Here is a 10,759-nt window from a genome sequence, read left to right as displayed (position 1 = left end):
CTGCATGAAGCGTGAAGTTACAATCACCATGATTATAATAGTACTATGTTCGTTCATTTTTGTTCCAATTGTAGGTGCTAATTCACTTAATAATGGCAACTCTGGATGTCCGGTTTCGAAAAGCGGTGATACGAGATTTATACAGTCATTTAATGGTGTCTGTGTCAAATCCCACTTTACAAAAGATGTTGTTTCAATTGTTGTTTCTAACCCGACTGACTCTTATATAGATCTTTCTGGGATACTTGTTCAAGTGGATGATACAGACTTCCATGATGAGTCCTTCGATATTGGTCCTGGGCAACAGATCCATCGAGAGATAAATATCACTAAAGGTTTAGACATAGTCAAAAACAACCACACGACAACCGTCTCCACATACGGCAATTACACTACCTACAACTTCACCGAGAAAATCAACGCATCGGCGACGGATGAAATCCCGACTCCGTATATTGCGAACGTCACGGTAGCCGATGGAACCATCGATGGGGAACCGTCTGCGGTTGCGTACGTCACGCTCGTCAACCCGTCGATGCGGCGATATCCGACGAAGCTGTTCGTTCACACGATAGGGACGGACGGGAGCTTCTATGCGCCAACACCACTGCCGAACAATTCGACGACGATCAAAGTCGAACTGCTCGATAAACGCGGTGCGAAAATCGCGGGTGAAGCTCGCTTGTACACCGGCAATCTCACGAAAAAACAAGGCGGACTCGATCAAGTCGGGTTCGTCGGAAAGGCAGGGGAGGGTACCCAGCAATGGAACGAATCATTCCAGCCGGCCCGTCCGACGTGGATGAACGATCACTATCAGTACGAAAACGACACATATTCCCAAAGCTTCGGTGAGAAGTTGAGCGGGGACCGCGAAATCGGTGGTGTACCGGTTGTCTATCTGGGACTGGTCGTGCTAGTCGGATTGCTTTTCGTTCGGCGCTGGCGCTGAACGCACACGGGTCGACTTTCTCCACGTCAGTTCTCGCTCTTCGTCCGAATTATCTCGCGCATGTTGATGAAGATGTCACGCGGCGTCGTCTCTTCGTCGGGGTCGAACAGATCGCTCACGCGGTAGAGCATCGCGGCGACCAGCTTGCTCTCGCTCGACTCGCCGCGGATGTCGTCGGCGATGTCTCGGAGGGTTTCCATACGCTCCTCGTCGGGGTCGAACGATTCCGTCTCGCGTGGCATGGTTCACTCCTGTTGCTGGCGGCGGCGGTTGATGATGCCGACGTTGTTGGCGACGTTTTCGGTCAGGGTGCGGAACGACTCTCCGGTGTCGCTCTCGTCGTCGAGGACGATGGGCTCTCCTTCGTCGCCGCCGCTTCGCACGGAGGGGTCGAGCGGTATCGAGCCGAGGAAGGGCATCTCGTGGTCCTCGGCGAATTCGGCCCCACCGCCGTGGCCGAAGATATCGTGTTCGCCGCCACAGTCGGGGCATTTGAAGGTACTCATGTTTTCGGCGATACCGAGGACGGGGGTGTCGTGTTTGCCGAACATCTGGAGACCTTTGTTCGCGTCGTCGAGCGCGACCTGCTGGGGCGTCGTAACGATGACGGCACCGGTGACGGGGACGCTCTGGAGGAGCGTGAGTTGCGTGTCTCCGGTTCCGGGGGGTAGGTCAACGACCATGTAGTCGAGCTGCCCCCATTCGACGTCCTCCCAGAGCTGTGTGAGGACCTTGTGAACCATCGGGCCGCGCCAGATTACGGGATCGTCCTTGCCGGTGAGGAACGCCATGCTCATCAGTTTCACGCCGAACTTCTCGGGCGGGACGAGCTTTTGCTCCTCGGTGGCCCGCGGTCGCTCGTTGGCGTCCACCATCCGCGGGACGTTCGGGCCGTAGACGTCGGCGTCGAACAGGCCGACGCGGGCACCGAGCTTTGCGAGTCCTGCCGCGAGGTTGACCGCGACGGTGCTTTTTCCGACGCCGCCCTTTCCCGATGCGACTGCGATAATGTTTTTCACGCCCGGAAGCACCTGCTCTTCCGGGGAGAGCTGGGTATCGACGCGTGCGGAGAGTTCGGTGTCGATTCCCTCGTCGTTGAGCGCTTCGCGGACGCGATTCGCGATTTCCGACTCGTGGGGTGCGTAGGGTGCACCGAGCGCGAGTGAAATCCGTGCAGTCTCGTCTTCGACCGTAACGTCGTTTACGAGTCCGAGAGAGACGATATCTTCGCCGAGGTCCGGGTCTTCGACCGTTCGGAGAACGGCTCGAACGTCAGTTTCATCCATATGATGACGATAAGGAGGGATTTGTCGATAAGGCTTGTGAACCCCGAAGCCGGAAATTTCGATTTGTGAGGCTGATTTCCGCTAGCTGTCGAACTCCCCGTAATTGAATTCGGTTACGTTCAGGTTGCATCCTCCCACGAGTTTAAGAATCCTCGCGCGCAAGACAGGGATACTAATGCTCGAAGACTCGTTCGGGCGCGAGGTTACGGGGGTGCGCGTTTCGCTGACCGACCGGTGTAATTTCGATTGCGTCTACTGCCACAACGAGGGATTAGGCGATACACGCGGACCGATGGAGCCGGGTGACGACGAGATGGGTACCGACGACGTGGTTCGGTTTCTCGAAGTCGCCCGCGAGTTCGACGTCGGAAAGGTGAAGTTCACCGGCGGCGAGCCGATGCTCCGGGAGGACTTGGAGGAGATAATCCGCCGGACGCCCGACGGGATGGAGACGTCCCTGACTACGAACGGGACGTTTCTTCCGGGGCGCGCGGAGGAACTCCGGAAAGCGGGATTGTCCCGCGTAAACGTCTCACAGGACGCGCTCGACCCGAAAGCGTTCGCGGAGGTAACGAAGAGCGGTGCGTACGACAAGGTGCTCGAAGGGGTCGAAGCGGCGCTCGATGCTGGACTCGACCCGGTAAAGCTCAACATGGTCGTTTTCGAAGCGACGGCTGGCTACGTTCCGAAGATGGTGGAACACGTCGCGGAGAACGACGGGTTGCAGTTGCAACTCATCGAATACATGCCGGAACTGACCGGCAATCCCGAGTGGGCGATCGACATCCAGCGGGTTCACGATTGGCTCGAAGAACAGGCCGACGAAATAGAAATCCGCGAGATGCACGGGCGGAAACGATACTGGGTCGGCGGCGGAATGGTCGAAATCGTGGACCCGGTGGAGAACCCGAGCTTCTGTTCCAATTGTCACCGCGTGCGCGTCACGCACGAAGGATTCCTAAAAGGTTGTCTGAATCGCAACGACGACCTCCGACCGATGGGAGAGATGACGAAACCCGAAATCCGGTCGGCGTTTCGTGAGACGGTGGCGAATCGAGTCCCGTACTACGGCGAATACATGGTCCGAAACGACGACGGGGAATGGGAGATAAACGACCGCTACATCGACGACCAGTATATCGACGCGTGATTTTTTTCGGCTCTCGATTCTGACCACACCACCGAGCGACAAGGTTGATAGTGCTCCACTGTGGCGGTTCCCGTATGCGACGGCGCTCACTGCTTTCGAAGACCGGCGCACTCCTCGCCGGAGGGATGGCGATGTCGGTCGCCGGGAGCGGACGGGAGAGTCTCGACCCTTCCTATCGAATCCTTCCGGATACGAAGTACGAGACGGGGGTCTTCGTTCGAGAGGGGACGTCCGACGGGCCGACGGCGATGGTGGTCGGTGGGATACACGGCGACGAGCAGTGTGGTTATCGCGCCGCGAGCGAAATCGCGGGATGGCAGGTCGGCCGGGGAAAACTGGTCGTACTTCCGAAGGCCAACCGAGTGGCGATTCGAAGGGACCGGCGAGAAGGAGCACATGGCGACTTGAACCGTCAGTTTCCGACCGGCGAGAAACCGGAGACGAGGTTGGCTCGCGCCATCTGGGGAGTGGTCGAGCGCCACAACCCGGACGTGGTGCTCGATTTGCATCGGTCGGTCGGCATCTACGGCTATCACGAGTCGTCGGTCGGGCAGATGATTTGGCCGACGGACGCCGGAAACGCGAGCGAGTACGCGAAGCGGACGGCGGAGGAATTGAACGGAAACGTCGTCCCGTGGTACATGCCGTTTCACGAGTATCGCCGCGGCGGCGAACTCGACGGGTCGAGACCGATGCTGGTACACAAGGTGGCGGGCGATCTCGACCGGCCGGGATACATCGTGGAGACGACAGAGTTCTTCCTCGACGCCGACACGCGGGTTCAGTGGGAGAAGGCGGTGGCGACCGACCTGCTCTCACGGCACGGTATCGAACAGCGAGGGAACCGATGAGCGGGGCTGTGAACGTTCGGCGGCTGTTTCTCGGACGCTCCGTCTGGGTTTGGTATCTCCTGTTGGTCGGTCCGGTCGCTCTCGGCGCGTTCGACACTCGGTTGATGACGCCGCTCGCCCTGCCGGGGTACGTCGCGCTCACCATCGGAAGCGCGTTCGGGAGTTACCTCTTTCCGACGCTCGAACTGTGGGTGTTTTGGGGGCCGCTTCTCGTGGGTGCCTATTTCGTGTCCGTGGCGCTTGCGGCGGCCTCTCATGCGGTTCGGGAGACATTCGTTGCGTTTAAATAGTAACCCCCGGTAGAATGCAGTGCAGACACCTGTAGGGGCACGCGTCCCGAGTCCGGAAGGGCGAACATATACAAGCGAGCGTGTCGAGGTAGCCTAGTCTGGCCCACGGCGCAGGGTTGCTAACTCTGTGGCGTCAAGCCTCGAGGGTTCAAATCCCTCCCTCGACGCTCCAAACTATCAACCATGAGTACCGAACAACCACAGGACGAAGACGACGACCTTCGGTACTTCGTCCGCATCGGGCAAACTGACCTCGATGGGACGAAGACCGTAGAGCGGTCCCTCTCCGAAATGAACGGGATCGGTCGTCGAACGGCCCGAATCGTCGCCGAGGAGGCGGACGTCGACCGGAAGGCGACGTTCGGCCGACTCGACGATGACGACATCGAACGTGTCGTTGAGGCCGTCGAAAACTACGCCGACGAAGTTCCTGCGTGGCTCACGAACCACCGCAAGGAGTACTTCTCCGGCGAGACGACTCACGAGACCGGCAACGACCTGTCGATGTCCCGACGCCGGGACCTCAACAGGATGCAGATGATCGACTCCTACAAAGGCGTCCGACACAAGCGTGGACAGAAGGTTCGCGGTCAGCGAACCAAGTCCACGGGTCGTACCGAGGGTACGATCGGTGTCAACGTCGAGGAGATCAAAGAAGCCGCAGGGGAAGAAGCCGAGGGTGAAGAATAATGTCGCTCCCAGGTGAGAACACCAAGTTCTACGAGACGCCGAACCACCCGTTCCAGGGCGAGCGAATCGCCGAGGAACGCGGTCTGATGGACCGATACGGCCTGAAGAACAAGGAAGAGCTCTGGCGAGCACAGAGTGAACTTCGCAACTACCGCCGCGAGGCACGGTCCCTCCTCGGGGACATCTCCGGCGACGAAGTCAGCGAAAGCGACGAGTTCCTCTCGCGCCTGAAGCGACTCGGCATCCTCGACGATGGCGACGAACTCGGCGACGTGCTGCTCCTCGACATCACGGACGTTCTGGAGCGCCGTCTCCAGACCGTCGCGTACCGAAAGGGCCTCGCCCACACGCCGAAACAGGCACGCCAGTTCATCACGCACGGTCACGTCACCGTCGACGGCCAGCGCGTGTCGGTTCCGTCGTACAAAGTCGAGATCGACGAGGAGTCCGACATCTCCTTCGACGAGCACAGCCCGATTGCGGACGAACTGCACCCCGAACGGTCGGAGGGTAACGAATGAGCGACAACGACGAAACATGGGGCATCGCCCACGTACACGCATCGTTCAACAACACCATCATCACCATCACGGACCTCACGGGTGCCGAGACGGTTGCGAAGTCGTCCGGTGGCTCGGTCGTGAAGCAGAACCGTGACGAGTCCTCGCCGTACGCGGCCATGCAGATGGCCGAGACGGTCGCCGAAGAGGTCAAAGCGGCTGGCATCGACGGCCTGCACATTCGCGTGCGCGGCCCCGGTGGCAACCTGCAGCAGAACCCCGGTCCCGGTGCGCAGGCGACGATTCGAGCGCTCGCCCGCGCCGGTATCGAAATCGGTCGCATCGAGGACGTCACACCGATTCCGCACGACGGTACCCGCGCACCGAAAGGTAGTGGATTCTAAACCATGACCGAAGACTTCGACGTAGAGTTCATCGACCGCGGCGAACGGAAGGCGCGTTTCCTCGTTCGCAACGTCACCCCGGCGTTCGCAAACGGGATTCGCCGAGCGATGATCGCGGACGTCCCGACGCTGTCAATCGACACGCTCCGGGTCATCGAGAACTCCTCGGTGATGTTCGACGAGCAGATCGGACTGCGACTCGGACTCGTTCCTTTGACGACGCCGCCCGGAGAGTTCGAGGAGGGCGACACGGTAACGCTCAGCCTCGACGTTTCGGGACCGGGAACCGCGTTCTCGGGCGATCTCATCAGCTCGGACGAGATGGTGCAGCCCGCCGACGATAACATCCCGATAATCGACCTCAAAGAGGGGCAGCGTCTCGAACTCGAAGCCGACGCGGTGCTCGGCTCGGGGAAGGACCACGCCAAACACCAGGGTGGCGTCGCGGTCGGCTATCGTCACCTACAGCGCGTCGAAGTCGTCGGCGACCGGGACGAGTTCGGGGAAGAAGAACCCCGAATCCTTCGCGGAACCATCGAAGACGATGGTGAACTCGTTCCGACGGAGACGTTCGACCACGACCTCTCCCAGCGGTTCCCCGGAAAGGAGGTCGAGGTTCACGACGTTCCGAACGCCTTCGTGTTCGACGTCGAAAGTGACGGCTCGTTCACCGTCGAAGAGTTGGTGACGCAGGCCGTCGATTCGCTCACCGAACGTGCGGACGAACTCGAACAGGCAATTCAACTATAACCATGATCGGCCCTTACAACCTCCCTGACGTGTCCGCCGGTTCCGCGAGTCTCGACTCTCGGAATCGCTGGACTCGCGGGCGACGGTCGCTCGCGGAATCCGAGGTATGTGCCTCGGCAATCGAAAGTGGTTTTAAGGGCCACGGACAACACTGTGTTGCCCGCGAGGGTACGCACGTGTTCTCAGCGTGCAGGGATAGCCAAGTCTGGCCAACGGCGCAGCGTTCAGGGCGCTGTCTCGTAGGAGTCCGCAGGTTCAAATCCTGCTCCCTGCACTTCAGTTCTCAGTACTTGGAGGAAGTAGCATGAGCAAAACTAACCCGAGGCTCAGTAGTCTCATCGCCGAACTCAAGTCGGTGTCCCGTGATTCGGACGCCGACGTGTGGACCGACGTTGCAGCACGCCTCGAGAAACCACGGAGTACGCACGCGGAGGTCAACCTCGGCCGCATCGAGCGGTACGCGGAGGAAGACGAGACCGTCATCGTACCCGGCAAGGTTCTCGGTAGCGGCGTCCTGCAGAAGAACGTCACCGTTGCTGCAGTCGATTTCTCTTCGACTGCGGAGACGAAGATCCAGCAGGCAAACGGCGAACCGATCCAACTCGAACAGGCAATCGAACAAAATCCCAGTGGTTCCAACGTGCGGGTGATTCGATGAGCATCGCGGAATTTGACGCAGATGTCGTAGTCGACGCGCGCGACTGTATCCTCGGTCGTGTCGCGAGCAACGTCGCACAGCGTGCGATGGACGGCGAAACGATCGCCGTCGTCAACGCCGAGCAAGCTATCATCACGGGCGACAAACAGGACATACTGGACAAATTCGAGACGCGCTTCAACCTCAGCTCCGACCAGGGGCCGTACTACCCGAAGCGCCCGGACATGCTCGCAAAGCGCTCGATTCGGGGAATGCTCCCGTACAAGAAGCCGCGAGGGCGCGAAGCCTTCGAAAACGTGCGTGTCTACGTCGGCAACCCGTACGACGAGGACGGCGAAATCCTCGACGGCACGTCGTTGGACCGACTCTCGAACATCCGCTTCGTCCAGCTGGGCGAAGTCAGCGACTACCTAGGTGCTAACGTCACATGGTAACGAACACGAGCGGAAAGAAGAAGACGGCCATCGCTCGCGCCACGGTCACGGACGGCGAGGGTCGCGTACGGATCAACTCGAAGCCAGTCGAACTGGTGGAGCCGGAGATGGCTCGCCTCAAAATGCTCGAACCGTTCCGCATCGCGGGCGACGAGCGTGAGGAAGTCGACGTTGAAGTGAGCGTTTCGGGTGGCGGAATCACCGGACAGGCAGACGCCGTCCGCACCGCCATCGCGCGCGGTCTCGTCCAGTACATGAACGATGCCGAACTCCGCGATGCGTTCATGGAGTTCGACCGTTCCCTGCTGGTCAACGACGTCCGCCAGTCCGAACCGAAGAAGTGGGGCGGCCCCGGTGCCCGTGCCCGCTACCAGAAGTCCTACCGCTAAGGTGATTTCCCCATGATGATTCCAGTCCGGTGTTTCACGTGTGGCAACGTAGTCAGCGAACACTGGCAGGAGTACAAGGCTCGCGCCGAGACGCAGATGGGCAACGAAGACCCCGGTAAGGTCCTCGACGACCTCGGTGTCGAACGCCACTGCTGCCGACGGATGCTCGTCGCTCACAAAGACCTCGTGGACATCGTCGCACCCTACCAGTAATGGCTCAACAACAATACTCCCGATACGAAAAAGCACGAATCCTCGGTGCGCGAGCGCTGCAGGTGTCGTATGGCGCTCCCGTCCTCATCGAGACGCAAGAGTCCCAGCCGATACTCATCGCGGCCGAGGAGTACGACGCTGGCGTGCTGCCGTTCTCCGTCCGGCGTGAGGAGGCAGAATGACGCGCATCGAGAGCGTTCGGCTCCGTCAGATACTCGACTCGCGTGGGAACACCACGGTCGAAGCCGACATCCTGACCGAGAGCGGTGGATTCGGTCGTGCCGCCGCACCGAGCGGTGCGAGCACGGGCGAGTACGAGGCCATCGAACTCGACACGAGCGAGGCAATCGCGTCCGCTCGTGAGCACGCCGTTCCGCGTCTCGAAGGAGCCGTCTACGTCGGCGACCAGCGCGACGTGGACCGAACCCTCCGTGCTGCGGACGGAACGGACAATTTCTCCGAAATCGGCGCGAACAGCGCCGTCGCTATCAGCATGGCCGCCGCGAAAGCCGCGGCGGACGTGCTCGGTGCACCGCTCTACCAGCACCTCGGCGGTGCGTTCCGCGGCGACAACTACCCGATACCGCTCGGTAACGTCATCGGGGGTGGCGAACACGCCGCCGACGCCACGGCGATTCAGGAGTTTCTCTCCGCGCCGGTCGGCGCACCGAGCGTCCAAGACGCGGTGTTCGCCAACGCGGCCGTTCACTCGGAAGTCGCGGACATCCTCGCCGAGCGGGGAGTCCCCTCGGCGAAGGGTGACGAAGGCGCGTGGGCGCCGTCCATCGACGACGACGACGCGTTCGAAGTGATGGACGAAGCCGTCTCGACCGTCTCCGACGAGTTCGGATTCGAGATTCGATTCGGTCTCGACGTGGCCGCAGCCGAGATGTACGATGCCGACGCCGACGAGTACCAGTACCGCGACCGGACGCGCTCGACCGACGAGCAGATCGAGTACATCGCGGATCTCGTGGACGAGTACGACCTCGCGTACGTCGAGGACCCGTTGGACGAAAACGACTACGAAGGGTTCGCGAAACTCACCGACAAGGTGGGCGAGAAGACGCTCGTCTGTGGTGACGACCTGTTCGTCACGAACGTCGAACGACTGTCCGAGGGCATCGAGAAGGGTGCCGGAAATAGCATCCTCATCAAGCCGAATCAGATCGGCACGCTTTCGGACGCGTTCGATGCCGTCGAACTCGCGGTCGAGAACGGGTACGACCCGGTCATCTCGCATCGAAGCGGTGAAACCGAGGACACGACGATTGCACACCTCGCCGTAGCGACCGACGCACCGTTCATCAAGACGGGGACGGTCGGCGGCGAGCGAACCGCAAAACTCAACGAACTCATCCGAATCGAGCAGAACGTATCACGATTATGAGCGATAACGAATCCGAACAGGTAGAAGAAGAAACGGACGGTCTCGACGCCGCGGAAGAGGAGATCGACGCGGAGCCGACCGGCGAGTCCGGTGCGGAACCGGCAGTCGACCCTGACGAAGACGTCGCCGCACAGGCGGACGAGACCGAAGAAGAAGACGAACCGCAGTTCGACGAGGACGTCCTCGGCGACGAGGAGGCGGACCTCCTCATCCCCGTCGAGGACTACCTCGGCGCAGGTGTCCACATCGGTACCCAGCAGAAGACCGAGGACATGGAGCGGTTCATCCACCGCGTTCGAACGGACGGCCTGTACGTCCTCGACGTGAGCAAGACGGACCAGCGAATCCGCACGGCGGCGAACTTCCTCGCCGACTACAACCCCGAGCAGATTCTGGTCACGTCCTCGCGCCAGTACGGTCGGTTCCCGGCCGAAAAGTTCGCCGATGCGGTCGGCGCACGTGCCCGCACGGGTCGATTCATCCCGGGTACGCTGACGAACCCGAAATACGACGGCTACATCGAGCCGGACGTCGTGGTCGTCACGGACCCCATCGGAGACGCACAGGCGGTCAAGGAGGCCATCACGGTCGGCATCCCCGTCATCGCCATGTGTGACTCCAACAACAGCACGAGCAACGTCGACCTCGTCGTCCCGACGAACAACAAAGGTCGCAAGGCGCTGTCGGTCGTCTACTGGCTGCTCGCCAACGAGACGCTCGACCGCCGCGGTGCGGAACCCACCTACTCGCTCGACGACTTCGAGAGCGAGATTTAATCGCCGAGTTTTCGATTCGATTTGCG

The 10,759-nt window shown here is 60.6% G+C and carries 17 protein-coding genes and 2 tRNA genes; 17 read left to right on the top strand and 2 right to left on the bottom strand.

The genetic code is table 11. The annotated features are described in order from the left end of the window. The first annotated feature begins 253 nt into the window (after positions 1-253). Positions 254-952 carry a hypothetical protein gene (locus B208_RS24630; protein WP_232423698.1) on the top strand — a complete coding sequence of 233 codons (699 nt, stop codon included), beginning with the start codon at positions 254-256 and terminating at the stop codon, positions 950-952. Between the two features lie 26 nt (positions 953-978). On the opposite strand, the gene B208_RS0102095 is transcribed toward B208_RS24630, so the two are convergent. Further along, complete coding sequence (locus tag B208_RS0102095; protein WP_007978898.1) at positions 979-1,194, bottom strand: hypothetical protein; 216 nt, start codon at positions 1,192-1,194, stop codon at positions 979-981. Between the two features lie 3 nt (positions 1,195-1,197). Then, entirely contained in the window at positions 1,198-2,238 is a 1,041-nt protein-coding gene (locus B208_RS0102090) for an Mrp/NBP35 family ATP-binding protein (protein WP_007978895.1), read from the bottom strand. 175 nt (positions 2,239-2,413) lie between these two features. Between B208_RS0102090 and moaA the strand changes: the two genes are divergently transcribed. The 16 genes from moaA to rpsB all read left to right on the top strand — a co-directional run bounded on the left by moaA (position 2,414) and on the right by rpsB (position 10,733). Then, positions 2,414-3,388: a GTP 3',8-cyclase MoaA gene (moaA, locus tag B208_RS0102085; protein WP_007978893.1), complete on the top strand. Its 975-nt coding sequence runs from the start codon at positions 2,414-2,416 to the stop codon at positions 3,386-3,388. 74 nt (positions 3,389-3,462) lie between these two features. Then, the gene (locus tag B208_RS0102080) at positions 3,463-4,239 is read left to right on the top strand and encodes a M99 family carboxypeptidase catalytic domain-containing protein (protein WP_007978891.1); all 777 of its coding nucleotides are present in this window, start codon (positions 3,463-3,465) and stop codon (positions 4,237-4,239) included. Further along, a complete protein-coding gene (locus B208_RS0102075) occupies positions 4,236-4,529 on the top strand; it encodes a hypothetical protein (protein WP_007978889.1) in 294 nt (97 codons plus the stop codon). Before B208_RS0102080 ends, B208_RS0102075 begins: the two co-directional genes overlap by 4 nt. A gap of 82 nt (positions 4,530-4,611) precedes the next feature. Beyond that, positions 4,612-4,696 (top strand) — tRNA-Ser (locus tag B208_RS0102070). 16 nt (positions 4,697-4,712) lie between these two features. After that, positions 4,713-5,219: a 30S ribosomal protein S13 gene (locus B208_RS0102065; RefSeq protein WP_007978888.1), complete on the top strand. Its 507-nt coding sequence runs from the start codon at positions 4,713-4,715 to the stop codon at positions 5,217-5,219. Beyond that, a complete protein-coding gene (locus tag B208_RS0102060) occupies positions 5,219-5,740 on the top strand; it encodes a 30S ribosomal protein S4 (protein WP_007978885.1) in 522 nt (173 codons plus the stop codon). The genes B208_RS0102065 and B208_RS0102060 overlap by 1 nt, the downstream gene beginning before the upstream one ends. Then, a complete protein-coding gene (locus B208_RS0102055) occupies positions 5,737-6,123 on the top strand; it encodes a 30S ribosomal protein S11 (protein ID WP_007978883.1) in 387 nt (128 codons plus the stop codon). Before B208_RS0102060 ends, B208_RS0102055 begins: the two co-directional genes overlap by 4 nt. Positions 6,124-6,126: 3 nt before the next feature. Further along, complete coding sequence (locus tag B208_RS0102050) at positions 6,127-6,873, top strand: DNA-directed RNA polymerase subunit D (protein ID WP_007978882.1); 747 nt, start codon at positions 6,127-6,129, stop codon at positions 6,871-6,873. A gap of 189 nt (positions 6,874-7,062) precedes the next feature. Further along, a tRNA-Leu gene (locus tag B208_RS0102045) sits at positions 7,063-7,147 on the top strand. A 30-nt stretch (positions 7,148-7,177) separates the two neighbouring features. Further along, a complete protein-coding gene (locus tag B208_RS0102040; RefSeq protein ID WP_007978880.1) occupies positions 7,178-7,531 on the top strand; it encodes a 50S ribosomal protein L18e in 354 nt (117 codons plus the stop codon). Further along, entirely contained in the window at positions 7,528-7,965 is a 438-nt protein-coding gene (locus B208_RS0102035) for a 50S ribosomal protein L13 (protein ID WP_007978879.1), read from the top strand. Before B208_RS0102040 ends, B208_RS0102035 begins: the two co-directional genes overlap by 4 nt. After that, positions 7,959-8,354 (top strand): 30S ribosomal protein S9, encoded by a 396-nt coding sequence (locus B208_RS0102030; protein WP_007978877.1) that lies wholly within the window; start codon positions 7,959-7,961, stop codon positions 8,352-8,354. Before B208_RS0102035 ends, B208_RS0102030 begins: the two co-directional genes overlap by 7 nt. A 12-nt stretch (positions 8,355-8,366) precedes the next feature. Continuing rightward, complete coding sequence (locus B208_RS0102025) at positions 8,367-8,567, top strand: DNA-directed RNA polymerase subunit N (RefSeq protein WP_018128667.1); 201 nt, start codon at positions 8,367-8,369, stop codon at positions 8,565-8,567. Further along, on the top strand, positions 8,567-8,749 hold the full coding sequence (locus B208_RS0102020) for a DNA-directed RNA polymerase subunit K (RefSeq protein ID WP_007978874.1): 183 nt from the start codon (positions 8,567-8,569) through the stop codon (positions 8,747-8,749). The genes B208_RS0102025 and B208_RS0102020 overlap by 1 nt, the downstream gene beginning before the upstream one ends. Continuing rightward, entirely contained in the window at positions 8,746-9,957 is a 1,212-nt protein-coding gene (eno, locus tag B208_RS0102015; RefSeq protein ID WP_007978871.1) for a phosphopyruvate hydratase, read from the top strand. Before B208_RS0102020 ends, eno begins: the two co-directional genes overlap by 4 nt. Then, the gene (gene rpsB, locus B208_RS0102010) at positions 9,954-10,733 is read left to right on the top strand and encodes a 30S ribosomal protein S2 (RefSeq protein WP_007978869.1); all 780 of its coding nucleotides are present in this window, start codon (positions 9,954-9,956) and stop codon (positions 10,731-10,733) included. The genes eno and rpsB overlap by 4 nt, the downstream gene beginning before the upstream one ends. Positions 10,734-10,759 lie beyond the last annotated feature (26 nt).

Origin of the sequence: Haladaptatus paucihalophilus DX253, from assembly GCF_000376445.1 — an archaeon.
Lineage (GTDB): Archaea > Halobacteriota > Halobacteria > Halobacteriales > Haladaptataceae > Haladaptatus > Haladaptatus paucihalophilus.
The sequence above is the reverse complement of the archived record's forward strand: the minus strand, read 5'-3'. Positions and strand labels throughout refer to the sequence as shown.

Coding starts and splice junctions, on each gene's coding strand:
- B208_RS0102095 (WP_007978898.1), bottom strand. CDS start 1,194: ATGCCACGCGAGACGGAATCGTTCGACCCCGACGAGGAGCGTATGGAA.
- B208_RS0102090 (WP_007978895.1), bottom strand. CDS start 2,238: ATGGATGAAACTGACGTTCGAGCCGTTCTCCGAACGGTCGAAGACCCG.
- moaA (WP_007978893.1), top strand. CDS start 2,414: ATGCTCGAAGACTCGTTCGGGCGCGAGGTTACGGGGGTGCGCGTTTCG.
- B208_RS0102080 (WP_007978891.1), top strand. CDS start 3,463: ATGCGACGGCGCTCACTGCTTTCGAAGACCGGCGCACTCCTCGCCGGA.
- B208_RS0102075 (WP_007978889.1), top strand. CDS start 4,236: ATGAGCGGGGCTGTGAACGTTCGGCGGCTGTTTCTCGGACGCTCCGTC.
- B208_RS0102065 (WP_007978888.1), top strand. CDS start 4,713: ATGAGTACCGAACAACCACAGGACGAAGACGACGACCTTCGGTACTTC.
- B208_RS0102060 (WP_007978885.1), top strand. CDS start 5,219: ATGTCGCTCCCAGGTGAGAACACCAAGTTCTACGAGACGCCGAACCAC.
- B208_RS0102055 (WP_007978883.1), top strand. CDS start 5,737: ATGAGCGACAACGACGAAACATGGGGCATCGCCCACGTACACGCATCG.
- B208_RS0102050 (WP_007978882.1), top strand. CDS start 6,127: ATGACCGAAGACTTCGACGTAGAGTTCATCGACCGCGGCGAACGGAAG.
- B208_RS0102040 (WP_007978880.1), top strand. CDS start 7,178: ATGAGCAAAACTAACCCGAGGCTCAGTAGTCTCATCGCCGAACTCAAG.
- B208_RS0102035 (WP_007978879.1), top strand. CDS start 7,528: ATGAGCATCGCGGAATTTGACGCAGATGTCGTAGTCGACGCGCGCGAC.
- B208_RS0102030 (WP_007978877.1), top strand. CDS start 7,959: ATGGTAACGAACACGAGCGGAAAGAAGAAGACGGCCATCGCTCGCGCC.
- B208_RS0102025 (WP_018128667.1), top strand. CDS start 8,367: ATGATGATTCCAGTCCGGTGTTTCACGTGTGGCAACGTAGTCAGCGAA.
- B208_RS0102020 (WP_007978874.1), top strand. CDS start 8,567: ATGGCTCAACAACAATACTCCCGATACGAAAAAGCACGAATCCTCGGT.
- eno (WP_007978871.1), top strand. CDS start 8,746: ATGACGCGCATCGAGAGCGTTCGGCTCCGTCAGATACTCGACTCGCGT.
- rpsB (WP_007978869.1), top strand. CDS start 9,954: ATGAGCGATAACGAATCCGAACAGGTAGAAGAAGAAACGGACGGTCTC.